Origin of the sequence: Paraburkholderia sp. BL10I2N1, assembly GCF_004361815.1 — a bacterium.
In the GTDB taxonomy this organism is placed as follows: Bacteria; Pseudomonadota; Gammaproteobacteria; order Burkholderiales; family Burkholderiaceae; genus Paraburkholderia.
Map to the genome: position 1 here is coordinate 2,425,691 of NZ_SNWA01000002.1, position 21,055 is coordinate 2,446,745.

The 21,055-nt window shown below is 60.7% G+C and carries 23 protein-coding genes and 10 pseudogenes; 14 read left to right on the top strand and 19 right to left on the bottom strand.

Going from position 1 to position 21,055, the window contains the following annotated elements:
* Positions 1–195: 195 nt before the first annotated feature.
* The 3 genes and pseudogenes from B0G77_RS45630 to B0G77_RS33150 all read left to right on the top strand — a co-directional run.
* Positions 196–1,023 (top strand): universal stress protein, encoded by an 828-nt coding sequence (locus tag B0G77_RS45630; protein ID WP_347814198.1) that lies wholly within the window; start codon positions 196–198, stop codon positions 1,021–1,023.
* A gap of 124 nt (positions 1,024–1,147) precedes the next feature.
* Complete coding sequence (locus B0G77_RS33145; RefSeq protein ID WP_133666048.1) at positions 1,148–1,339, top strand: DUF2964 family protein; 192 nt, start codon at positions 1,148–1,150, stop codon at positions 1,337–1,339.
* Positions 1,340–1,388: 49 nt separating this feature from the next.
* Positions 1,389–1,759: pseudogene (locus B0G77_RS33150) on the top strand (ABC transporter permease); the annotation flags it as partial.
* A 74-nt stretch (positions 1,760–1,833) separates the two neighbouring features.
* Here the strand turns inward: B0G77_RS33150 and B0G77_RS44810 are convergent.
* The 7 genes and pseudogenes from B0G77_RS44810 to B0G77_RS33190 form a co-directional block, all read right to left on the bottom strand.
* A pseudogene (locus B0G77_RS44810) lies at positions 1,834–2,273 on the bottom strand (hypothetical protein).
* A 44-nt stretch (positions 2,274–2,317) separates the two neighbouring features.
* Positions 2,318–2,692, bottom strand: a complete 375-nt coding sequence (locus B0G77_RS33160) for a DUF3564 family protein (protein ID WP_133666049.1) — start codon at positions 2,690–2,692, stop codon at positions 2,318–2,320.
* 56 nt (positions 2,693–2,748) lie between these two features.
* On the bottom strand, positions 2,749–3,090 hold the full coding sequence (locus tag B0G77_RS33165) for a cytochrome C (protein ID WP_133666050.1): 342 nt from the start codon (positions 3,088–3,090) through the stop codon (positions 2,749–2,751).
* A 276-nt stretch (positions 3,091–3,366) separates the two neighbouring features.
* Entirely contained in the window at positions 3,367–4,296 is a 930-nt protein-coding gene (locus B0G77_RS33175; RefSeq protein ID WP_243751313.1) for a nitroreductase, read from the bottom strand.
* Positions 4,297–4,827: 531 nt separating this feature from the next.
* Complete coding sequence (gene fnr, locus B0G77_RS33180; protein WP_243751417.1) at positions 4,828–5,559, bottom strand: fumarate/nitrate reduction transcriptional regulator Fnr; 732 nt, start codon at positions 5,557–5,559, stop codon at positions 4,828–4,830.
* Between the two features lie 399 nt (positions 5,560–5,958).
* A pseudogene (locus B0G77_RS33185) lies at positions 5,959–6,384 on the bottom strand (hypothetical protein).
* Positions 6,385–6,671: 287 nt separating this feature from the next.
* Positions 6,672–7,318 (bottom strand): annotated as a pseudogene (locus tag B0G77_RS33190) (response regulator transcription factor).
* A gap of 245 nt (positions 7,319–7,563) precedes the next feature.
* Between B0G77_RS33190 and B0G77_RS33195 the strand changes: the two are divergent.
* Entirely contained in the window at positions 7,564–8,040 is a 477-nt protein-coding gene (locus B0G77_RS33195; protein ID WP_133666054.1) for a universal stress protein, read from the top strand.
* Positions 8,041–8,156: 116 nt separating this feature from the next.
* Here the strand turns inward: B0G77_RS33195 and B0G77_RS33200 are convergent.
* From B0G77_RS33200 to B0G77_RS33210, 3 genes and pseudogenes are all read right to left on the bottom strand, one after another.
* A pseudogene (locus B0G77_RS33200) lies at positions 8,157–8,315 on the bottom strand (universal stress protein); the annotation flags it as partial.
* A pseudogene (locus B0G77_RS33205) lies at positions 8,312–8,818 on the bottom strand (universal stress protein). The pseudogenes B0G77_RS33200 and B0G77_RS33205, both read right to left, overlap by 4 nt.
* A gap of 133 nt (positions 8,819–8,951) precedes the next feature.
* On the bottom strand, positions 8,952–9,791 hold the full coding sequence (locus B0G77_RS33210; protein WP_133666056.1) for a universal stress protein: 840 nt from the start codon (positions 9,789–9,791) through the stop codon (positions 8,952–8,954).
* A 211-nt stretch (positions 9,792–10,002) separates the two neighbouring features.
* Between B0G77_RS33210 and B0G77_RS33215 the strand changes: the two genes are divergently transcribed.
* From B0G77_RS33215 to B0G77_RS33225, 3 genes and pseudogenes are all read left to right on the top strand, one after another.
* A complete protein-coding gene (locus tag B0G77_RS33215) occupies positions 10,003–10,542 on the top strand; it encodes a hypothetical protein (protein ID WP_133666057.1) in 540 nt (179 codons plus the stop codon).
* Positions 10,532–10,639: pseudogene (locus B0G77_RS33220) on the top strand (beta-ketoacyl-ACP reductase); the annotation flags it as partial. The gene B0G77_RS33215 and the pseudogene B0G77_RS33220, both read left to right, overlap by 11 nt.
* A gap of 51 nt (positions 10,640–10,690) precedes the next feature.
* Positions 10,691–10,918: pseudogene (locus tag B0G77_RS33225) on the top strand (phosphate acyltransferase); the annotation flags it as partial.
* Positions 10,919–10,938: 20 nt separating this feature from the next.
* Here B0G77_RS33225 and B0G77_RS33230 read toward each other — a convergent pair.
* Complete coding sequence (locus B0G77_RS33230) at positions 10,939–12,600, bottom strand: bifunctional aminoglycoside phosphotransferase/ATP-binding protein (protein WP_133666058.1); 1,662 nt, start codon at positions 12,598–12,600, stop codon at positions 10,939–10,941.
* Positions 12,601–13,046: 446 nt separating this feature from the next.
* Here B0G77_RS33230 and B0G77_RS33235 point away from each other — a divergent pair, with 446 nt between their 5' ends.
* Both B0G77_RS33235 and B0G77_RS44815 read left to right on the top strand, forming a co-directional pair.
* The gene (locus B0G77_RS33235; protein ID WP_133666059.1) at positions 13,047–13,478 is read left to right on the top strand and encodes an Hsp20/alpha crystallin family protein; all 432 of its coding nucleotides are present in this window, start codon (positions 13,047–13,049) and stop codon (positions 13,476–13,478) included.
* Between the two features lie 339 nt (positions 13,479–13,817).
* Positions 13,818–14,013: pseudogene (locus B0G77_RS44815) on the top strand (DnaJ C-terminal domain-containing protein); the annotation flags it as partial.
* A 121-nt stretch (positions 14,014–14,134) separates the two neighbouring features.
* On the opposite strand, the gene B0G77_RS43580 reads toward B0G77_RS44815, so the two are convergent.
* The 3 genes from B0G77_RS43580 to B0G77_RS44820 all read right to left on the bottom strand — a co-directional run bounded on the left by B0G77_RS43580 (position 14,135) and on the right by B0G77_RS44820 (position 15,865).
* On the bottom strand, positions 14,135–14,398 hold the full coding sequence (locus B0G77_RS43580; protein WP_166656322.1) for a hypothetical protein: 264 nt from the start codon (positions 14,396–14,398) through the stop codon (positions 14,135–14,137).
* 43 nt (positions 14,399–14,441) lie between these two features.
* Positions 14,442–15,131: a transposase gene (locus tag B0G77_RS43930; RefSeq protein WP_243751181.1), complete on the bottom strand. Its 690-nt coding sequence runs from the start codon at positions 15,129–15,131 to the stop codon at positions 14,442–14,444.
* A 185-nt stretch (positions 15,132–15,316) separates the two neighbouring features.
* Entirely contained in the window at positions 15,317–15,865 is a 549-nt protein-coding gene (locus B0G77_RS44820) for a hypothetical protein (protein ID WP_243751314.1), read from the bottom strand.
* An 81-nt stretch (positions 15,866–15,946) separates the two neighbouring features.
* Between B0G77_RS44820 and B0G77_RS33255 the strand changes: the two genes are divergently transcribed.
* Positions 15,947–16,141: a hypothetical protein gene (locus tag B0G77_RS33255; RefSeq protein WP_243751315.1), complete on the top strand. Its 195-nt coding sequence runs from the start codon at positions 15,947–15,949 to the stop codon at positions 16,139–16,141.
* A gap of 106 nt (positions 16,142–16,247) precedes the next feature.
* On the opposite strand, the gene B0G77_RS33260 is transcribed toward B0G77_RS33255, so the two are convergent.
* The 5 genes from B0G77_RS33260 to B0G77_RS33280 all read right to left on the bottom strand — a co-directional run bounded on the left by B0G77_RS33260 (position 16,248) and on the right by B0G77_RS33280 (position 18,334).
* A complete protein-coding gene (locus tag B0G77_RS33260; RefSeq protein WP_133666061.1) occupies positions 16,248–16,796 on the bottom strand; it encodes a hypothetical protein in 549 nt (182 codons plus the stop codon).
* Between the two features lie 398 nt (positions 16,797–17,194).
* Positions 17,195–17,407: a hypothetical protein gene (locus B0G77_RS33265; protein WP_133666062.1), complete on the bottom strand. Its 213-nt coding sequence runs from the start codon at positions 17,405–17,407 to the stop codon at positions 17,195–17,197.
* A 53-nt stretch (positions 17,408–17,460) separates the two neighbouring features.
* Entirely contained in the window at positions 17,461–17,739 is a 279-nt protein-coding gene (locus tag B0G77_RS33270) for a BrnA antitoxin family protein (RefSeq protein WP_133666063.1), read from the bottom strand.
* Entirely contained in the window at positions 17,699–17,971 is a 273-nt protein-coding gene (locus B0G77_RS33275) for a BrnT family toxin (RefSeq protein ID WP_133666064.1), read from the bottom strand. Before B0G77_RS33275 ends, B0G77_RS33270 begins: the two co-directional genes overlap by 41 nt.
* Before the next feature lie 108 nt (positions 17,972–18,079).
* On the bottom strand, positions 18,080–18,334 hold the full coding sequence (locus tag B0G77_RS33280; protein ID WP_133666065.1) for a hypothetical protein: 255 nt from the start codon (positions 18,332–18,334) through the stop codon (positions 18,080–18,082).
* An 89-nt stretch (positions 18,335–18,423) separates the two neighbouring features.
* Between B0G77_RS33280 and B0G77_RS33285 the strand changes: the two genes are divergently transcribed.
* The 4 genes and pseudogenes from B0G77_RS33285 (at position 18,424) to B0G77_RS33305 (ending at position 21,041) form a co-directional block, all read left to right on the top strand.
* Positions 18,424–18,987, top strand: a complete 564-nt coding sequence (locus tag B0G77_RS33285) for a DUF1376 domain-containing protein (protein ID WP_133666066.1) — start codon at positions 18,424–18,426, stop codon at positions 18,985–18,987.
* 2 nt (positions 18,988–18,989) lie between these two features.
* Positions 18,990–19,511 carry a phage portal protein gene (locus tag B0G77_RS33290; protein ID WP_133666067.1) on the top strand — a complete coding sequence of 174 codons (522 nt, stop codon included), beginning with the start codon at positions 18,990–18,992 and terminating at the stop codon, positions 19,509–19,511.
* A 223-nt stretch (positions 19,512–19,734) separates the two neighbouring features.
* Positions 19,735–20,139, top strand: a pseudogene (locus B0G77_RS33300) (helix-turn-helix domain-containing protein); the annotation flags it as partial.
* A gap of 455 nt (positions 20,140–20,594) precedes the next feature.
* Positions 20,595–21,041 carry an SRPBCC family protein gene (locus B0G77_RS33305; protein ID WP_133666069.1) on the top strand — a complete coding sequence of 149 codons (447 nt, stop codon included), beginning with the start codon at positions 20,595–20,597 and terminating at the stop codon, positions 21,039–21,041.
* The last annotated feature ends 14 nt before the right edge of the window (positions 21,042–21,055 follow it).

A 21,055-nucleotide genomic window follows, 5' to 3' on the forward strand; every position in this document is an offset into this window, starting at 1 on the left:
GCTGGCTCATTTGCGCGCCGCGAGGTGGTTTGCCCGGCAGACGGCGTTTCATGAACGGCTCGGTCCTGGCGTTGTGCCGCCGCCGTCCATCCGGTGGATAACGCCGCAAGGGGCGTTGTGAAGCGTACTCGGGCGAGTTCGGAATTTGATGATTTGAGGCGGGACGCTTCTGAGAGGTGATTGATGGGAGTCGGCATGCAGATAGCGTATCTGGGGTTTGCCGGGTCGACGCAAATCGAAGCTGAGGCGGGCGCGCAGTTCGTGCGGCTCGAGCGCTTCGCGAAGCATATCTCTGGTTGCCACCTGGCGATCGAAGCGACCGCTGCGGGGTCCGGGCATCGCCAGTACGAAGTGCGCCTCATTCTGGTCACGCGCACGAACGATCTTATCCCCGTCGAACATTCCCTGGCCGAGGATTCCGATGTCGCATTGCGCATGGCGTTCGACGCTGCGGTCAGGCTTGTCGAACAGAGGATCGGGCGATCCGGAATCTCACCCGCGCCGGATATGCGAATATCGCAGAGCGTTTTTTCTGGTCGTTTTAATCACATGGAGCAGACCGTCATGTATGACCATATGCTGGTTGCAGTGGATGGTAGCGAATCCTCGAAGCGCGCGCTTGCGGAAGCCATTAGTATGGCATCCGTGTCGCAGGGGAAGATCACTGCAGTTTATGTGCTGGAGAGTTCCACGACGTTTGCCTATGCGGGCGAATATGACCCGCTCGCGTTGACGAGGGCGATGCGTAGCGACGGCGAGCGCGTACTTGCAGATGCACGCGCGCAGATGGCGCAGCACGACGTCGCCGGCGACGCAGAGATCGTCGAGACTGAGGGACTCTCCGAGGACGTTGCCAGTTGTCTGCAACGCACGCTGGAACGTATCGGGGCAGACCTCGTCGTGCTTGGCACGCACGGCCGGCGCCGCATCCGGCGAATGGTGATCGGTAGCGTCGCCGAGCGCTTTGTCAGATTTTCGACGTGCCCCGTACTGCTGGTGCGGGAAGGACGACAAGCACTTTAAATGGAACGGGCGCGGCGGGAGCGTGTGCGACGGCTGACCTATGTCAAATGGAATCCGGGGGCGCGAGTTCAGTCTTCTCCTCACGGCATACGGCGCGTTCCGCAGCGCCGAAAAGGAGAAAACCATGATACGCGCGGAACACAGGATCGTCATAGCAGCTGTTGCCGTATTTGTCTCGCTGGGCGGGATGGTGACTGCGATTCGCGGCCTGCTGTTCGACTTGGATAGTCTGACGCGGTACGGCGTGATCATCGCTGGCATTGGTGTGGCGTGCCTTGCGTTCATGCTCAATCCGCGGCCCACGGACCGGCCATGAGTTCGCGCCGCGCAAGCCGCGCGCGCATTTCCTTTGGCAAACTGAAGCCATGAACGGCATTCTCCGTCTCGCGTTCAAGCTGCTCATCTGGGTGATGGATCCGGCGGTGCAGACGATTGCCAGCAGCATCGGCATGTCGGACTATGTGCTCGATGCGGTGCGCAGCATCGACGGCGTCAAATATGCAGTGCCGCTTTATTCAGGTGCCGCGCTTGTCAAGCTGCGCGACGGCACCTATCAGGCAGTGACCATCATTGGGCTCGACGACGCAAGCCTGTTCGGCTGGCCGAAGATGAAACAGGGCGCATCGAGGACATCTACGCCGAAAACGGCTTCATCGTGATCGACGACACGGAATTCGTTAAGCTGCACAATCCGACGCTCGGCACGGACTTCGAGTTGAATGACCATCGCGGCGTAGTGGCGAGAAACGGATGCTGGGATGACCTTGGGGCGACCAATACGGCACCTCTGCAATTCGGGTCATCCGTACATCAAGATCCAACGTTGCGAAGCCACGGCGCAAGCGCCAGATCGCCCCAGCCCAGCGGAGCGAATACGTGCCCACCCGACAGTTCAACGGATTCCAGAAACGAGTCAAGCGTCGCACCGGCCGGGATATGAATAGGTGGGCCGCCGACGAAGCTTTCGGTGCGCAGCCACGGCACATCGCCGCGATTGATCTCGAGGGCGCTGAATGCCTGGCCGTCACGGCCCTTGTCGGGGTGAAGAGCGGTCCGTCGAAAGCAACCTTCAGGATCTGGTCGGCGCTGTCGTCGTATGGCTCACCGGCGTGCGTTTCGTAGGGTGACAGGTCCCAGCGGTCGCCGCATTGATGGTGGAGTGGCAGGCGGGTGAAATACGCCCACGGTGCGCGCACGAAACAGAGACCGTACGCGTGCCGGACTCCGTCAAGGTTGACAGTCAGACTCATAATATCAACCCACTTTGACAGAAAGTGTGGACGATTGGCGTGGGTTATCCGAGGTCATCGTCCGCAAATACGCTATGTTCAGCGTCGGCCGGATCGTGATCGATGCACTGCACATGCCAGTGCCCCTCCGCGCGCAGCAGACCTTCGTCGCCGCGCCAGTGCGCGGCGCCCGTTTCGCCCTCGAATGGTCCGCTTGCGCCGCGCATGTCCAGTCCGTCGAGCATGCATAGGGAGCGCATGTCGTGCGGGGCGCGAATCAACGTGTTGCCGGAGTCGGTCGACCAGGTGCCCCATTCGGGAAGCTCAAGGCCGAAGTGACCCTCGCGGGACCATTTGTGAGTCTTGTCATCGAGCCAGAGAATGGCATATGCGCAGGGATGGACCCTGTCAAACGTATCGAGATGGACCGTAATGCGCATGATGTTCTCCAGTCGCTTTGGGCTGCACACGATGACTCTGCTCTGCGGCAAGGATGTTATTGACTCAGTACCCATATGATCAGTGTGTGGGCGTCCTCGGGCGTTATCGGTCCGCCGCGATCGGCCGGCAGGGGCATCGCGATATCGCCCCAATGGGCCTTGCCACCGAGCCGCAGCTTGTTTTCGAGCATGACCCGTGCGTTCGGCGCCTTGCGATAGCGTTCGGAGATCTGCTGGAAGGAGGGCGCAAGAAAAGGGGCGTCATTGGTGTGGCAGAACATGCAATGGTGCTGGTCAATCAGCGCCGACGGTTCAGATTGAGCCAGCACCGTGTTGCTCGCCGCGACGAGCAGGCTAACGATACCGAAGTTGACGCAGGTGCTTTGAAGGGCGTTCATGAAACACACTCCCCGAACAGGTCTTGAACCGAGTGTACGGGAGTCGTGATCCGTGTCGTTGACACATGTCAATGAGACTGTTGTGCGCGAGGAGGAGCGATCTGCTGACCGCATTTGATGCGCACCGGACCAGGATCGAACATGTGGTCAGGCAGACGATGAAAAAAGCCGACGGCAAGCCCGTACGTCTGCATGGCGGTTTTTCAGCTTTTGCGTGGGAGATTGCGCCTGGGCGGGAGGCGTCGGATCAGGATAAACATCCAGCAGGTCACATCGTTACGACATCACGGTCGCCAACGGGCGGCGTGGCGAATGTTCCACCGGCGTTCCTCGACCGATACGCAGAAGCAGTTGTGGCATCGTGTCGAGACCGGGTGTTGCGAGTAGCCTGTCGCGCAAGGTATCGACTTCGATCGGTTGATTGAGATATGAGGCGCTCAATCCCTCAATAACTGCTGTCAGCAGCACACGCTCCAGTGCCTGGCCGACTGCCAGCCACGCGGGCGCGTCATCGACGCCCGTTGCAAGGCACAGAAAGAGCGGCGAACCCGTAACCAGCGACCGGTGCGTCGCCGCCATTCCGTCACCCAGGTCGAACGTGCGAATCGCCAGCGCGACCAACGGCGCCGCGACGTCCTGAAGCACGTGAAGGCCGGCCGACAGCGCCGGCATACCATCCTCGCGGCGGCTTGAGTGAATCCAGCTCGCCAGTTCACGTCGAAAGCGTGGGTCGTGGAACTGCACGAGGTCTGCTTCGGCGATGAGCTCGGCGATACGCTCGCGCTCGCCCACCGCATCGATGCAGATGACGTCGGCACCCTCGGCCATGCCAGCTTCGCGCAGCCTTTGCTGGACGTCGGGCGACACGGGTTCACTGGAGAATGCCGCACGGTTGGTGACGCGCCTGGCAATCGCCTCGAATAGCGGCGCCAGCGTGGCGTCACAATGTCCGTCGGGCACGATCTTCAGATGCGCGAGGACATCCGGATCGGCGGACGACGGGAACAAAGTGATGGCATAGGCAAGCCCCAGGTGACTCAATGCGGCGCGCAGATTGAAAAGCGCTGCGCCGCAGCTGATGATCAGTTCGCGGTCGAACGGATCAACGACAGACAGGGCGCGCAGGCGGTCGGCACACAGCGTGATAGCGTCGCCGTCGACGATGAAATGCCAAGGTTGCGTATTGTGGCTGGACGGCGCGAGCACGGCGTACCGCAACGCAAAGCGCAGCTTCTCTTCAAGGCTGGCGTGTGGATCGAGTTGCTGTTCCGATACGGATCATGCTGCCATGTAGGGCGTTGTTTTCATTCAAGCCTCCCGCGTGACGGACTACCCTGTGACAGATCGCTCTTGAGAGCCAGGCCGATCAGTTTCAGGTAACCGGTTTATCCTGTCAGATTGAGGCACGACACACCTGACCCAGGTCAAGGCACGGCGTCCGTCTCGCGCTGAAATCGGCGCCTGCGACTGCACGCGACCGCACTCATTGTCGCGCCGGTGGTGAGGGATCCAGTTCTGTGCAGGTCAACCGGCGACGTAAGACGAGCGATGCGTGCGATGGTATTCGATGGCAGCCCGGCGCTGCCAGGCGAGATGGAATTATCCGATCCGGCGCCGTCCAGGGGAACGTTGCTGAGGTGACGCAAAAACGGGCGGCCGTCCCGTCGTCCGGATAGCGCATCTGAACGCTCCGCATCTTGCCACCTCATGTCGCCGTTTGTGACAGGGCGCATCCGGTCAGACACGCTCCAGTCCGTCAGGGTTGAGGATGCGAATCTGTTTGCCGCGCGCATCGACCAGCCCCTCACGCTGGAATTTCGAGAACATGCGGCTGACGGTTTCGAGTTTCATGCCGAGGTAGCTGCCGATTTCCTCGCGCGTCATCCGCAGGTTGAACTCCGCCGACGAGTAGCCGCGAGCCCTGAGCCGGGTCGAAAGATTGAGCAGGAAGGCCGCGACACGCTGCTCGGCCGACATCGTGCCCAGCAGCAGCATCAGGACGGATTCCCGGACGATCTCGCTGCTCATCATCCGGTGCACGTGCTGCTGGATTCCCTTGACCTCCCGGCACAACGATTCGAGCAGGTGAAACGGGATGATGCAGACGTTGCTGTCTTCGATGGCAATCGCATCGAAGCTGTGATGGCCTGTGCTCACGCCATCCAGACCGAGTGCGTCGCCCGCGAGATGAAAGCCGGTCACCTGCTCGCGTCCGTCGCGATGCATGACGACGGTCTTGAACGACCCTGCACGCACCGCATACATGCTCTGGAAAGCATCGCCCGTGCGATAGAGCGCCTCTCCCTGCCTGACCATGCGCGTCGAGCAGATGATCGCGTCGAGGCGCTGAAGGTCAAGGGGCGAGAGGCCCTGCGGCAGGCAGACGGCGCGCATGGCGCAACTGGAGCAGCGCGAGGTCGGCCGATTTACCGCAGTTGCAGAGGACGTTCCATTGAGGGCGCGCGGCATGGGCGGCGCGATCCGGACAACTGGCGCGGCGACGGGGTATTGGGCAACGTCAGACATGATGTGCTCCTCTTTCCTGAGTGGCGCATGCGAGCCCGCTTGCGCGCAAATTTCTTGATCGTGTCGCGGGCCAGCAGGAACTCGCTGGTCTTGTCGAAGATGTCGTGCGCTCTGATCGCCATGCAGGCTTCGCGAAATCATCCGGTGCCGGATGGCGAGCGAGTCTTCGACCAGAAAGACCTTCTGCGTTGCATCGGTTGTGTCGCAAGTCATGCGTTTCAGTATGGTCGGTGTTGTCTCAAAATTAAATCGTCCGTGTATGAAGTTCAGGTAGGCGTCGCGGAAGACGTGTAGGGAAAATCCTACGCGACGACGAGCCCGACCCTCTGAAACCACGGATAGTTATGCCGCGCGACGGATTAATTCGGCGCTCAATCCATATTCCCTGGCAATCGACAGCAGTCTGTCGTGCCATTCACAGACGCCGAACAAGTCATCGACGTTTTGCAGGCAGCTCAACAGAGTCACGGTAGATTCGTCGTAGACGTTGATCCTCGTCCGCAACAGCGCCTTGCGCAGCGCGGTAATTCCGGCGTCCATATCAGCGGGGTGACCGAGTGCCGGCCCGATCAGGTACCGGACCGGCACCCCCTCCATCGAAGAGGTGTAGTCGGCAGGACGGGTAAAGCTGCCAGTCGGACACCCACCGCACGATCACCGATATGCTGCGCCGCCCTTCGGGAGCAACGCAGCGCGCCGCTGATCAAAAAGGTGTTCGACTACGTGGTCGAAGATTTCCTGCCTGGTGAGAAAATGAACAGGGCGCATGAGGTGTCTCCCGCGTTGTCTACCGGCCATTGACATCGAATCTGGCTGGCTGTCGATTTCAGTATTGTCGACGCGCAGGTCATGCGAAATTAGCGTTCACGGAGAATCGCGTAGGATCTGCTGATGTGAAGTAGGGAATTTCTGACGTGCGGCAGGGCGCTTTTACAAACGAAGGCTGACCTGCATGCAGCATGAAGCGTAAGAACCTTGCCATGACCTCTGTCGAATCAGGCGGGTGTGTGCCACTTCTCCGTGTCGCAGAAAACGGAAGCAGAACGGCGCCCCGGTCAGATCTCGTCCTCGTCACCAAAAAGCTGTGTCGCAGCGCGTAGCGCACAAGCGCGGCTTCGTGCGGCATCTGCATCTTTTCAAGGATGCGCGTCTTGTAGGTGCTGACCGTCTTCGCGCTGACACACGGCTCCTGGGCGATTTCGGAGATCGTCTGGCCAGCCGCAATGCGTCGGAAATCGTCGAATTCGCGGTCTGACAGACGCTGATGCGGCAACGTATCGACCGGTTCGTTCAGACTCTGCGCGAACTGCTCCGCCATCGCAAGGCTGACGTAAATGCCACCGCTCACGACCTTGGTGACCGCCGAGACCAGTTCGGCGCTGGCGCTTTCCTTCGTCAGATAGCCGGATGCGCCGGCCTTGAACGCGCGTACCGCATATTGCTGTTCCGCATGCATGGTCAGCACGAGGATGCGCAAGGCAGGCTTTTCGTCCTTGATCTGCTTGATGAGCTCGACGCCGTTGCGGCCGGGCATCGACAGATCGAGTACCAGCACGTGGGCTTCCATATCGCGAATCAGTGCGATCGTGCTCGTTCCATCGTTCGCCTCACCGATCACTTCGAAGCCGCTTGCATTCTGCAGGATATGCCGCAGGCCATCGCGCACCAGCGTGTGGTCGTCGGCTATCAGCACCTTTGTCATGGTTGAGCCCCTTCGCCCGTTGCGCGACCCCAATTGTGGCATGGTCGTTCCAATTCTGCCCCCTTCAGGCGTCTGCTGCCGGTACGGGATGCATCTGGCGTGCGCCCGCGACATCCAATGACAACCAGAGCAGCGGTTGATTCTTGTCAAACGTCACGTCGATGCTGCACGGCAGACTGAGTGCTCGGGCAGGGCCGCGACGGCCTCGCCATCATGGGAAAAGGGCGCGAGTCCAGGAGGCGTTCATGTACAAGCGAATCTTCGCCGCAATCGACGGCAGTCCGGCTGCGCAGCTTGCGCTCGAGGAAGCGGTGAAGCTGGCGCAGGCGGCAGATGCCACGGTGACGGCTATTTGCGTCGTGCCGCACGCAACTCAACTTACAGATCTCGGCCCCGCTTTTGTCGACGTACTGCCGACCGGCACCGTGGCAACCGACGCAGCAACGGCGGCGCTCCAGGACGCAGACGAATGCTTCCGGCAAGCTCACGTACGCGGCGTCGCCCGTGTGATCGATTCCTGGGGCGAAGACATCGCCGGCGTTCTCAGCCGCGCGGCCGACGAATGCGAGGCCGATCTCGTCGTGATGGGCACCCACGGACGCCGCGGCTGGCGGCGGACGCTTATGGGTAGTGTTGCCGAGTCTTTCGTCCGGACGACTGATCTGCCCGTATTGCTCGTCCGGCACGATCCGGACGTCGAGCCGATCCCTTCAGGTCTGTAAGACTGCGAGCGGAACTCAATGTGGCGCGTCTTTAAAAGACGCGTCAGCTAAATCAAAGAGAGATGCCCGTCTTTTGCGCTCATCGATGATCGCGAGGCGCAGGCTCTCGCACCTGGTTCCTTGGTGAAGACCGGCCTGACCAGGTCCTGGCGGCAAAAGGCATAGCGGCGGATCAGGTGCGCGTCGTCCTTACGTGCCAGATCGAGCGCGAATTCGACGCGTGCGTCGCTGTGACTGCTGTCGTCGAGATGAACGAGGAGCGTCCGGTAGTTCATGACAGCTCCTTCGCCGCGACGGCAGCCGCGTCGCTGTCGGCATCTGCCGTGGGCGTGCAATGCGCCGGTACCAAAAGGACAGGGCAGTGCGCAATGCGCAGAAAGCGCTCCGCGACGCTGCCGAGCACAAACCGCTGAACACCGCGGCGACCGTGCGTGGCTATCACGACGAGATCGGTGTGCAGGTCGGAGGCGGCCCGCAGAATGTGCCGCGCGATGTCGCCGCCGACTTGTTCGACCTCGATGATCCGCGGCGTCCCAGTCACGCCTTCGCGTTTCATCCGGGCAAGTGCTTCTTTCGTCACATGCGTGCCTTACTGAAACAGGGCGTCGCGTGCATACGACGGGTCGTAGCCCGGCACGTCGTAGGTCATCAATGGGACATCGACGACGTAAAGCGGCTATACCGCCGCGCCCGTCTCCCGGGCCAGCTTCAGGGCAGCAGAGAAAGCCAGGACGGATGGTTCGCTGCCATCGATGGGAGCCAGAATGTTTCTGTACATGGCGTGCCTCGCCGGGATGAGCTGTATGTGAATCCATCATGGGTAGCGAACGGCCGTCCTGTGCTGATCTGGTTCAAGCGGTTCGACGAACCAGCGTCCAGAACGGGCAGCGTTCGCGTTCGCTTGAGGCGTGTCAGTGCGACATCAGCGTGGGCACCGTCATCGACTTCAGCACCGAGCGGGTCGCGCCGCCCATCACCAGTTCCTGCCAGCGGGCGTGACCGTACGCGCCCATCACCAGCAGGTCGCTTCCGTGGTCGGCCGCGTGCGACAGCAGGGCCTCGCCGATCGATGCGCCCGGCGACACGGTGATGTCCCTGACTTCGACGTTGACCCCGTGGCGCGCTACGACCGCCGCGATATCGGCGCCGGGAATCCGGCTGCCGGGCGGCTCGTCTTTTGCCCCGTTGATGGTGACGATCGTCGTCAGTTTTGCGTGCTGCATGAAGGGCAGCGCGTCGTGAACCGCACGCGTGGCTTCGCGGCTGCCGTCCCACGCGACGGTCACGCGTGCCCCCGTCGACGCGAAGCTGCCTGCGTAAGGAACGAACAGCACCGGACGCCCGGCCGACATGACAAGGTCTTCCGGGAAATGCTCGCCGACATAAGCCTCGGGATCATTCGGATCGTCCTGACCGGCAACGATCAGGTCGGTGCAGCGGGCGATGCGCGGAACAGCGATGTTCGCGTACTCGTCCGTGGTGATCCAGTCGGCGGCGATCCTGGCGCGCGTGGCTTCGGCGCGAAACAGGCGCTCGATTGCCGCACGCCGCTCATGCCGCTGGGCTTCGTGGTCGGGGTAGTACGCAGCCGTGCCCGCCATGACATAGAACGAGCGCGGATCGGGCGTGAACACCGAAAACACGCCCGTGAGATGGGCGTCGAAGTGTTTGGCGATCTGCAGGGCGAGTTCGAGTCGCGGGTGGGCACGTTCGCTCGTGTCGAGATGAACAGCGATGCTTTTGTAGCTCATTGCGGCAACTCCGGTAATGAACAGGATGACGGGTATCGACGTCATCTGGAGTCTATGAGTGCGGTAGTTGCGAGCCTTGACACAGATCAACCGCCCGCTGGCGGAACGCTGCTTGATGGAGGTCAATGAGCAGGGCTAAGGTTGGACTACACTGGTCAGGAACTGCTGCTGCGGGAATTCCACGACTTTTCGCCGTCGAAAGGAGCTCATCATGGCGACTGAACTCAACGCTTCATTCGATCTCTATCGCGCGAATCTCGACCTGGCGCTACGGATGGTCACCTTCGGGCTGGAGGGCCGCCGCGATGGGTGCGCGTTCCAGACGCAGCGGATCAATCGTGACCTCGCTGCGATCAGGAAACTGCAGGAAGCCTCGAGCCGATCCAAAGACCTGAACGAATACAACGCTGCCTGCCAGTCGATGTTGCAGGATTACCTGACGGCCAGCACCAGCATCTGGCAGGAGGCGCTGGGCTCCGCGGTGCGTAACCAGACCGCGTTCGGCGACGACATGCGCGAGGCGCTGCAAGGCTGGCAGTCGGCCTGGACCACGCAGTGCAAGAAGGCGGCCGATGCAAGTGGGGCCGGCACGCCGATACAGGAGTGGATGCAGCGTTTCGAGCAGGCGATTGCGGGTGCGATTCCGGGCACTATCCCTGGCACGATTCCGGGCGGCGACAAGCGTGCCGAACCGGCCCAGGCAGCCGCAGAGGGCGGGCGTGCGAAGAAGGGGGAGCCGCATGTCGGCTAGACGCGTTGCTTTTGTCACGGGCGGCATGGGAGGACTCGGCGCCGCCATCAGCCGCTGGCTACACGATGCCGGCATGACCGTCGCGATGTCGCATTCGAACGCGGCGGCCTCGGCGCACGCGGCGCATCAGAAAAGCATTGTCCGGGGCATAGCGGGGCGCGCCAGTGTGCTGGTCGTACCCGATCTCGAAGTGGGCAAAATGCTGGTCAGGTAGCTTGCGTTTCTGGGCGTTGCACCGAGCGCGGGCATCGTGCTGGGCGCACGCGTTCCGGTCGTCCTCACGAGCCGAGCGGACAGCGTACCGTCTTGCGTCGCGTCATGCGCGCTGGCTGCGATTCTGGCGGGCTCCACGGGGCGTTCGCCGCTGCACGTATGACTGGCGTGCGGCGCCAGGCCTCAAACGATGGCCGCTTCTTCCTTCGAGGCAACCCTATCCGCGCCCAGTTGTTCCAGCAACGGCTGCCAGTACTGAAGGTGACCGAATGAGTTGCGTGCCACATCCGTATCGAAGCTGATTGTCATCAGGCATTCCTCGGGGGACAGTGGCTCCTCGTTGGCCAGTTGCCGGACCAACACCAGCGTGCCGGCGTCTGAGGTTTGGAAGGGGCCAGACGCTCGCCCCCTCACACGTTCGACCAGTGTCCGCGGGCGCGCGTGAAAATTCAGAATGAAGACGGGCATCGACAGCATGTTCGCAAGCTCGATAAACCGCCGGCGGTCGAGTTCCTTGAGGAACGTGGCATCGACCAGCATCGGATAGCCCGCGACTAACGCGTCGCGTGTGATGGCGAGCAACGCGGTGTAGTGAGTATGAATCGCGTGCGAAGTGTACGCAGCGGCGGGTAGCGCTCGAAACACGGGTCGCGAAAGCGGCCGTTCGCGTTTGCGCTCTACGTCGCTGGACAAACGAATCGCGCCGATCAGCGGCGCGAGCGCTGCACTGGCTGCGGATTTCCCTGACCCTGAATAGCCGTGGCAGAGCAGCAGACACGGTGGATCGGCCCGCACGGTGCGGCGGGCAAATGCCACATAGGCGCGCGCCGATGCATAACCATCAGCAGTCCGTGCGACGGGCGCCTTCAATATCGCGACAAGCGCTCGCACGAGCGCCCGGTAAACCATGTAGAAGCGCATCACCGAAAGCGCCCCAAAGTCACCTGTGAGCTGAAGCCAGTCGTTCAGCAAATGTGCCGCAAGATCGTCGTGACCGCGAACCTTGAGGTCCATCAGCGGGAATGCGAGGTCACTGGCCACGTCGATCCAGCGCAACGCATCGCTGAATTCAATGCAGTCGAACATCGCGATGTCGCCGCCCTTTCGCATGATGTTGTCGAGATGCAGATCGCCGTGACACTCGCGCACGAATCCCATGCGGCGGCGCGCATCGAAGTGCGGGGCGAGTCGCGTTGCCTCCTGCTGGCACCACAGATGCACCTCGACAGGGACGAGCGCAGGCGCTTCACGTTCAAGTGCGTTTAGCACGCCTGTCATCTGCTCACGCACGAGGGCGGATGATCCAAACGCTGTGCGTGGCGCGTTGCGCTGCTGTGCGCCTGAAGCATGACCATGAAATGCAGCCAGCTCGCATGCGAAACGGGCGACGTGCGGGACACCCAGTTCGCCGCATTCAAGCAGTTGCGAAAACACGTCCGCCTCGGCGAAACGCCTCATCTTTACTGCATGTCCAGCAGCCTTTCCGGGGCCCCCCACCCTGAAGCTCCTGCCTGTCGAGACTATCGGCACGACCTCGAGATACAGCCCGCGCGCGAGACGCCGGTTGAGCCTGACCTCTTCGTTGCAGTACCGCAGCCGCGCGGCTGGTCGCGTGAGATCAACGAAACCCGGATTGACTGGCTTTTTGACCTTATAGGCGAAGCGTCCAGCGAGATAGATCACGGAAATGTGCGTTTCGATCCTGCGAATCCGACCTGCGGGATGACGATACGAGCCTGCACGCTGCATCGCGTTGTCGACGCGGCGCCAGTCGCGTTGCGCTGCATGTTCTCGCTGCGCAACGTGAAGAGGCCGGCGGGGGGACAGTGGAGGTTTGGTGCGCATGGACGGCTCCGCGATTTTTCAGGGTGCAGGTCCAGCATAGGCGTCGTAAGCGCCGCAGTATTTGACCAGGGTCAGCTTCAACGCATCGCGTGAGGAGCGCGTAACAGTTGATGCATGTCAAGGACCACGCCACGCTCCGATTTAAAGTGGTTTCGTAGAGAGGGACGAGTCCCATCGCTGGAGGCGCAACCATGAACGCCCGGGTGTATCCCCGCCCGGCAGACAGTTCGCTCACGGAGCGGCCGATACCGGAACTCGCCACATTGACAGGCGCGATCGTCGAAACGACCCGCCCCGCTACGGGTCGAAACCGGTGCTCGCCGCGAAGTGAACTGAATTTTCGTCATCGACGAATGGAGCACGGTCGAGTCCGCCCGATGTGGCACCAGACCGTTCGATCTAGCACATATCCATGGTGAACATGGATAGTTCAAGGAGCACATGTCATGAGCAACGTAACCCGTTATGACCCACTCTCAATGGAGCCCATATCCGAGTTGTTTCAGGGACTGTTTCGACCACTTCGCGGCCTCGCGGCCAGCGAAGGGACGCTTGCGGAAATGAAGATCGACGTGGCGGAGAGCGACACATCCTATACGGTCAAGGCCGAGCTGCCTGGCGTTGACAAGAAGGATATTGATGTAAAGATCGACGGCAATGTCGTGTCGATCAATGCCAAAGTGGAACGCAGCAAGGAGCAGAAAGAGGGCGAGCGCGTGATTCGACGCGAGCGCTATTCGGGCGCGATCAGCCGGTCGTTCTCGCTTGGTAGCGAGATCAACGAGACAACCGCGACCGCGCAGTATCAGGATGGTGTGTTGTCACTGACCCTGCCGAAGAAAGCAGCGTCGGAACAGAAGCGTTTGCAGATCGACTGAGTCGAGGTGCAGGTGCGTTGCTAGTGCTTCGCACTGAGCGTCACCTGGCGAACGTTCGGGCGAGGTTGCAATATTGGCGTCGCGGCTTAGCGGGACTCAGACGTTACCCGGGTATCGTCTGAGTCCGACCGACGCATTTTCCACTCGTGACGCCGGGGGTGGTCCTTTCCGCCTGTCTGATACCGGACAGGCCATCGCCGTCCCCGGCCTCAAATTCATGTAAAGTCAATCCATCACCATTAAGCGGCGCTGCTCTGGCGCGCGCTCGTCGTTACTTCTTTGGTCTGTCTGAATCCGCGACCACCTATCTGGAAGGGCAGATTGTCGATGAACATGTGCGTTCCGACACCGGACGGCGCCGTGGACATGACTGTGCCAAAAGGCTCGGCCGGCGGCAGGCGCCTGCGGCTCAAAGGCAAGGGGATTCCCGGGAATCCGGCCGGAGATCTGTGTCATATTGAACATCGTGCTGCCCCCAGCCGACAGCGAACCTGCCAGAGCCGCGTACGAGGCGATGCGGCAAGCGTTCAACTTCGTCGCGCCGACAGTCACGAAGCATTCTTCAAACTCGGTTGCTCGTTCGTCTGACGGAACATCTTCAGACGTACGAAGCAGTCTTCTTGAAGCGCTCTCTTACGTTTATGACAGGGTTTCCCTCAGGCTGACATGCATTTTTGGCCTCTTTCAAATTCCGAGTGGCTGGGTTGGCGGGTCAAGTACGGGCGCCAGCCCGGCGAAGCGAATACTTGACGCGCGTTGATGAAGTAAGCTGACAACTGGTTGCGCGTTTCGAGCAGGCTCGGCGCAGCGCGGTTGGACAAGCCCATGGGATGGGAAGGAATCGCGGCGGCCAGGCGTGCGATGCGACCATGTGTGTCGTTGTGCGAAGGTATCGGCATCTTGCGGGCGAGCGTGACCACGGCGCGATGGCCGGCGATGAAACAAAGGTCTCGAAGCAAGTGATCAGCTTCGGCAGTAGTGCCGAATATTGATCATCGTGTACGCGAGGGTTTTCAATGCGTAGTGCAGGTGGCTGAGTCGCTCGAAGCGCAGCAGCAGGCGCCGGAACTTATCTTCCCACGCGAACACCCGCTCGATTGTCCTGAACCGTTCTTTAAAGATGGCCGGATCGAACAGCGGCTTGCGCCCGCGCTTCGGTCCTTTTCTGCCGCGCGAATTAGGGTTGATGTTAGGCACCATGCCGCGATTGAAAATGGCTTTGCGGTTGGGCCGGCAATCGTACACGCCATCCAGGCTCATGACCGTGCCCCGCAGATCCAGCCCCACCGCACGGGCGATGCTCGTGAGGCGCGGCAGCGCTTCTCGTAACAGCGGTGATTCATTGCGATTGCCCGGTGCTCTGACGAACGGCGCGATGACGTTGCAATTCCGGTCACACAGGGCAACCACCTTGCAGCCCTTGAGCTTCTTGTGGCCGCTGAAGCCGAGATTGTCGCCGCCTTTCTTCGCGGCGGTTGTGGTGCCATCGCCATGGATGATGCGCGTGTCCAGGCGGTGATCGCCATGAAGCCTGAACACCGAAGCCTCGAAAATGGCATCAAGGCATCCGTCCGATTCCCAGCGCCGGAAGGCGCGATAAATGCGTGTGTAATCGATCTCGGGACGGCCGTGCCAATCCTTCTCGATGGGCAACTCCTTCCACTGGCAGCCGAGATAGAGCGCCTTCAGGATGTAGTTGAAAATCGCATGCGCGCTGAGCTTTCGCGCTGGTCCGCGACGGCACTTGCTCAGATGCGGCCAGACAAATTGCTCGAACTCTCCGACGCTCAATTTCGTTGGAATCTCTTGCCACGATTGACTTTCGGCCATTTCGACCTTCAAAGCATCGGGATTCTAGCCGATTCGTGCCAGGCGGGTAGAACCCAAGCCCGGGGGCCTTTCAACCGATTCCGCCAGCTGGGAAAAACCCGCAACCAGTTGATTGAAAGCCGCTCGGCGCGTCGCAGCCGACGACAGAGCAAGGCTGCTGCGCGCGCCGGCGGCCGCGGCTGCAAATGATGCCGTGTGTGCCGTCGGGCAGGCGGAATGGCGTGCAGGGCATCAGTACGCCCCATTTCGTTCATCTGGCGAAGCTGTGTGGCGACTTCGGGCGGCACGTCGAAGAAGCCGAGCGCGCCCTTGCACTCTACAAACGGCAGCGGCTTCACGTTGACGAGGTGAAAGCCGTACTGGCCGTCCATGTGCCACATCGAGGTGCGGTCGGCGGGGTGGATGCACGCGTCTATAGTCGCGACTCCCACGATGCCGCCGCGCTGCAACTGTCCGAACGCGGGCAGTTCTATGGTCGGGCCGCCACGCGACCACAGCGGATCTTCGGCAGCCCCGTACTCTGCGCGCGTCATTCCCTTGGCCGCGTGAATCAGCACGCGCCCGCGAAACTTTGTCGGCCACGTGCGGTTTTCGATGTCCTTGTACCCATTGACGATCAGGCATATGCAGCGGCATGCATGGCCGTGCACCCAAGTACGATCAGCCGCACGCTCGAAGACCTGCCGAAGTGGGCGCACCTGCTCGCGGCATTTGGCTTGCAGCTCGCGCCGATCGATTCGATGGTCGTAGACCAGACCGAGCTATCAGCGCTTGAGAGTATGAGCGAGAAGTACTTGCAGATGCGTCGGCAGCAGCGCCTCAAGGGGGCGTAACCATGGCATCCGCCTGGGTTGACAAGTGCCGATTTGACAACCGCCTCGAGACGCTGAGCGTCATACGAGGCCCAACTAGAGTCCTGTCCGAATTAGGATTCCACCTCTATGAACTATGGGCGACGGTGAAGCTGTGGTCGTGTTTCTGCTGCTGGAGTTCTATCTCGTCCTTTAAGCCGCAAACCTCAATCGTGAGGTCCCCAATCAGGTTATCCAACTGCTCGACTTTTGGCGTTACAAACGCGTCGTGGGGCGTAGCTTTTGACTTGCACTCGTCTCTCTCTTTCTTCAAGCGCTCAATTAGCTGTTCGCGCACTTCTATTTTCAATGCGAGTCGTCGAAGGCGGTGTTGTCTCGCCGTATCGAGTCCGTTTTGCAGGACCGCGGCGCGCATACAAATACCTTCGTGGATGAAATTGGCTGCAACGGGTCCTAGAACCAAGCCAAACCACGCGACCGGAAGGGATTTCGCCAAATCAGGACTGTTGAGCCCAAACGCGAACGAAACGCTCACGGCGACCAGCGCGAGAAACAGGCCGAGTAATGTCTTTCCCATCGGGGTCCTGTGCAACCACGGCCACGATACGGAGAAATACACGGCAAATGCGATGCAAACAAGTGCCCCAAAGAGCGAGGCCTGAACTTGAAGATTCATGGTTAAAGCCAACTAAGGCTGCGGTTTTCATTGTTGGCTTATCGGCAGTGATACAAATAACTTGATATCAGACAGTGAAACAACCAATCAACGCTACGCATTTCAACCAGCCCGGCGGGTGACATGAAACATGATCTAGTCTCCCTTCCTCTGAATCTCGGCGATGAACCGATCGTCGCGAACTTCGCCCACGAGCGCGCACTGCAGCAGGTGGTCGCATAAACGAGCACCAATCCCGCATGGACTATCGGCTGCGCGAATCCGGCGGCGATGCTTTGCGATCAGCAGGTTGCACAACCGGGTCTGCCGGCGCGCGCCGTTCAGCGGCTTCGCGATCCAGCCGCCGGCTATCCATCGATGTGCGCCGTGTCCGCATCAGCACACGGCGCAGGCGTCCTTTAAACATGAGCTCTCGAGCCGTGCAGTTGCAGGCCGAGCGCGGCAACGGTTTTCAGGACGTCACCCAAACTTGGGGTATCGCTCGCAATGCAGGCGAAGTCGATATCGCGCTGGCCAGCAACCGCGCGCAGCTCCGCGAGCACGTCGGCATCGTATTCACAAAGGGCGCTGTTCAGCCGTGCGGCGACGGCCTCGATGTCGAACCCGTTCATGCTCTCCCTCAGTCTGTCTATCGCTTACTTGTCCATCTCGCACGGGCGACGGTTCATGTCGTCACTTCGTCAGGGGAGTGCGTCTTTAACCAGTCGCGCACGGCGGCATTCAATCGTGATTGCCAGCGTGGCCCGGTTGCCCTGAAGGCTTCCAGTATGTCGTCATCAAAACGGATGGTTGTCGCCGTCTTGTGGCTGCCCGCCGGGCGTCCGCGGCGCACCAGCTTCTCGCCCGCGTACTCGTCGGCGCGCTCGAAAAATTCATCCGTGAGCTCCGGTGCGTCGTCCGGATCAACCCACTCTGTACGCGTAGCGCGCTTGTTCGCGTTCATTTGCCTTCCTCATGCTGATGATGCGGCGAGCCTCGCCGCGCGGTGTCCAGACCATCACGACCATCCGCCCATCCAGCGCGCCGACGGTGATGTATCGCGGTTCGCTGTAATCCTCACGCTGGTCTTCCGCGGTGAAGTGGCGACCGGCGAAGACTTCGTCGGCGCGGGCGAAATCCAGACCGCGTTCGGCCATGGTTCTGTCGCGCTTGTTGTTGTCGAATTCGATCTGCATGCTAATTATTGTACTAACAAAAAATCAGCAACGCAACCTCTGCTTACTGGCGCGGGAGGCTAGATGACAGGTCTCCCTGAACTGCTGACGCCGCCTGATTGCTCTCAATTAATCGTCGTACTTAGGATTGGGATCACTGACGAGCGCGTTCATCATTCTCTTGGCGTGACCGATCGCGCAGTCCGTGATCTGCTGCAGGGTCATATTGCCCACGACGAACCGACTACAGAGTTCCACTGTGCTGGGTTCGTCAAAGGGGTCGCAAGGATCGCGAGAAAGCTTGACTGCGACGGTGGCGAATCCGCCTTCAAATCGCGTGATAGTGACGCTATCGATCTTGGGTTGGGGGGAGATTTCTGCCATGGCCAGTACCTTACGAGTTTGAGTTGTCGGATTTTGCCATCGATCTGCCATCCCATTGGACGCATCGATCTGTGCGAGGAGGCCGGGAAATGAAAGGGCAGTCAAAAAAGGCCGACATCTGGATGCCGCTGTTCATCTCCGATTACTTGGCCGACACGTCGCACCTGAGTGCTGCCGAGCATGGCGCCTACCTGCTCATGATCATGCACGCCTGGATGAACGGAGGTGCTTTGCCGGCAGGAGACGACCGCTTGCGCCGGGTCGCCCGCATGGACGCGAAGGAATGGAACGAGGCCAGGAGCGAGTTGATCGGCTACTTCTACGCAGCCGATGATGGAAGCCTGCGCCATCGTCGTATCGATGACGAGCTAGTGCGCTCCAACGCCAATATTGACCAGCGATCGAAGGCGGGAAAAGCATCGGCACTTGTTCGGAAGCAGAAGAAGGAGGCCGAACAGGCCGCTCAACGAAACGGCAACGAAAGTTCAACGAGCGTTGCAACGCATGTTCAACGAGAGCCGCAACGGGAAGGTGAACGAGACTCTCAACGAAACGGCAAACCTCCACCTCCACCTACTAAAAACCAAGGCGGCGGCATAACGACCGACGGTGGTTGCGCGCGCGACGACGCACCTCGCGGGCGGGTACGCTGAGCATGAGTGATATCCAGATCCTGGACCATCGCGGGGTACCTATTACTGGCGACGGTCAGCACCCGGGCGTGAAGGCGGCTGCATGGAAGTCTGGCCAGATTGCCAGCCGCGAACTTGCTTACTGGAGACCGTCTCTCCGAAGCGCCGATCGCGACATGCTGCCGGAAAAGGCGATTGTCGAAGGGCGTGCTCACGATCTTGCGCGTAACAACGGCTACGCGCGCGGCGCCCTGCAGTCGCAAAAAGATCGTGTTGTCGGTGCTTCGTACCGGCTGCAGCTCAAGCCGGATCACAAACTGCTCGGCATCGGTTTTGAAGAGGCTGACGAATGGGCCACACTCGTCGAGCGCGAGTTCACGCTCTATGCCGAGGATCCCGAGTGCCTGATTGACGCAACGCGTCAACGCACGTTCACGCAGATCTTGCGGGAATGCATTGGCACGGAGATGCTGCAGGGAGAGGCGATACTCCGCTCGACATCTGCCGAAAGGTCGCGGCGTCGAACATCGGCTTCCAGCAGATGATCCTCGAAGGAACTTGGGTACATATCGATCTTGCGCCGGCAGGGCATAAGCCGCGGCGCGAGGTCCTGACCGCGCACTTCCGCGACCGTACGACATACACAGTCGGCCTGCCGTCCTGACCCGGGGGTTCAATGCAATTCAATGAACACGAGAAGGAACTGGCGACGCTGCTCGCCATCGGTGCGTTCATCGGCCTGGGTCAGCTGCTGGTCGGCGGCGATACTCCAACAAGCTGGTGATGCATCTACACCGTTCGAGAGGGCAGTCGCAGCATTCCGAAATACTCGACCTCGCGCCGAAGTCGGACCGCATCCAGAACGCGCTGAACTACGCGCGCAAGAACTTGAGCCGGGCGCTGACCGTCGAGGAACTGGCCGAAAAGGTCAACCTGAGCCCGCGCCAGTTCAGCCGCGTATTCACGCTGGAGACAGGGCAATCACCCGCTAGAGCCATCGAGGGGCTGCGCCTCGAGGCTGCGCGGCTGATGATCGAGCGAAGCCGGCATCCGCTGGACGTGATCGCGAGAGAGACCGGCTTTCGGGACCGACGCCATATGCGCGAAGCCTTTATGCGTGGGTTTGGCCTGCCCCCGCAGGCGGTACGGCGCGAAGCGCGCAGTCCAGCATGAAGGGATGTTGTTCATGCTTCTCGCCCGCGCTTAATGAGGCTGTCTTTCGGCAGCCAGGGGCCGTGTTGGACGCCGCGTCGTCGCTCGTATATCCAAACTCCTGTGGGCTATCTAGTGCAAGATTAGTCGTTGACTTTGAGCGGCTGCAGTCGGGCGGTCATGAGACGTTCGCTAACGTTCGCCCCAGGGCCGTAACGGGTCGATAGGGCCTGTTCGACTTCCCTCAACCGGTCGTTCAAAGAGAGTGAACTGGATGGATGCTCGAACGGCCGGATTGGCCGACGACCCGACGACCCGACGACCCGACGACCCGACGACCCGACGACCGCCGACGCGCCGACCGATACGACGGCTCGACACCCATGGGTTTTCCCTGATCCCGACCAATGTCGATTCCGGCGTCGATGCATCGTCGTAAAGTGTGTCCAATTTCTCCAGTGAAAGGCGAGCACACCATGACTACCGGAACCGTCCATCTCCAACGCGTCTTGCGCGCGACTCCCGAACGCATCTATCGCGCCTTCCTCGAACCCGATGCTATAGCAAAGTGGCTTCCGCCCTACGGGTTCACCTGTCAGATCCACCACATGGATGCCCACGAGGGCGGAACTCACAAGATGTCGTTCCGCAACTTCAGCACCGGCAACAGCCACTCGTTCGGCGGCGAGTACATCGAACTGGTGCCGTTCGAGAAGATCCGCTACTCGGACCGCTTCGACGACCCGAACCTGCCAGGCCAGATGCACGTCACCGTCTCATTGCGACAGGTGTCCTGTGGAACCGAGCTCACCATTGTGCAAGAGGGCGTGCCCGAGGTCATTCCTGTGGAGTTGTGCTACCTCGGCTGGCAGGAGTCGCTGGTTCAGTTGGCAAAATTGGTCGAGCCCGAAATCCCCGACTGACGACGCCAGCACAG

Coding starts and splice junctions, on each gene's coding strand:
- B0G77_RS33160 (WP_133666049.1), bottom strand. CDS start 2,692: ATGCGCATTACGGTCCATCTCGATACGTTTGACAGGGTCCATCCCTGC.
- B0G77_RS33165 (WP_133666050.1), bottom strand. CDS start 3,090: ATGAACGCCCTTCAAAGCACCTGCGTCAACTTCGGTATCGTTAGCCTG.
- B0G77_RS33285 (WP_133666066.1), top strand. CDS start 18,424: ATGAAAGGGCAGTCAAAAAAGGCCGACATCTGGATGCCGCTGTTCATC.
- B0G77_RS33260 (WP_133666061.1), bottom strand. CDS start 16,796: ATGAATCTTCAAGTTCAGGCCTCGCTCTTTGGGGCACTTGTTTGCATC.
- B0G77_RS33270 (WP_133666063.1), bottom strand. CDS start 17,739: ATGAACGCGAACAAGCGCGCTACGCGTACAGAGTGGGTTGATCCGGAC.
- B0G77_RS45630 (WP_347814198.1), top strand. CDS start 196: ATGCAGATAGCGTATCTGGGGTTTGCCGGGTCGACGCAAATCGAAGCT.
- B0G77_RS33235 (WP_133666059.1), top strand. CDS start 13,047: ATGAGCAACGTAACCCGTTATGACCCACTCTCAATGGAGCCCATATCC.
- B0G77_RS33305 (WP_133666069.1), top strand. CDS start 20,595: ATGACTACCGGAACCGTCCATCTCCAACGCGTCTTGCGCGCGACTCCC.
- B0G77_RS33265 (WP_133666062.1), bottom strand. CDS start 17,407: ATGAACGGGTTCGACATCGAGGCCGTCGCCGCACGGCTGAACAGCGCC.
- B0G77_RS33145 (WP_133666048.1), top strand. CDS start 1,148: ATGATACGCGCGGAACACAGGATCGTCATAGCAGCTGTTGCCGTATTT.
- B0G77_RS33230 (WP_133666058.1), bottom strand. CDS start 12,600: ATGCGCACCAAACCTCCACTGTCCCCCCGCCGGCCTCTTCACGTTGCG.
- B0G77_RS33215 (WP_133666057.1), top strand. CDS start 10,003: ATGGCGACTGAACTCAACGCTTCATTCGATCTCTATCGCGCGAATCTC.
- B0G77_RS33290 (WP_133666067.1), top strand. CDS start 18,990: ATGAGTGATATCCAGATCCTGGACCATCGCGGGGTACCTATTACTGGC.
- B0G77_RS33195 (WP_133666054.1), top strand. CDS start 7,564: ATGTACAAGCGAATCTTCGCCGCAATCGACGGCAGTCCGGCTGCGCAG.
- B0G77_RS33275 (WP_133666064.1), bottom strand. CDS start 17,971: ATGCAGATCGAATTCGACAACAACAAGCGCGACAGAACCATGGCCGAA.
- fnr (WP_243751417.1), bottom strand. CDS start 5,559: ATGCCGCGCGCCCTCAATGGAACGTCCTCTGCAACTGCGGTAAATCGG.
- B0G77_RS33255 (WP_243751315.1), top strand. CDS start 15,947: ATGGCCGTGCACCCAAGTACGATCAGCCGCACGCTCGAAGACCTGCCG.
- B0G77_RS33280 (WP_133666065.1), bottom strand. CDS start 18,334: ATGGCAGAAATCTCCCCCCAACCCAAGATCGATAGCGTCACTATCACG.
- B0G77_RS33210 (WP_133666056.1), bottom strand. CDS start 9,791: ATGAGCTACAAAAGCATCGCTGTTCATCTCGACACGAGCGAACGTGCC.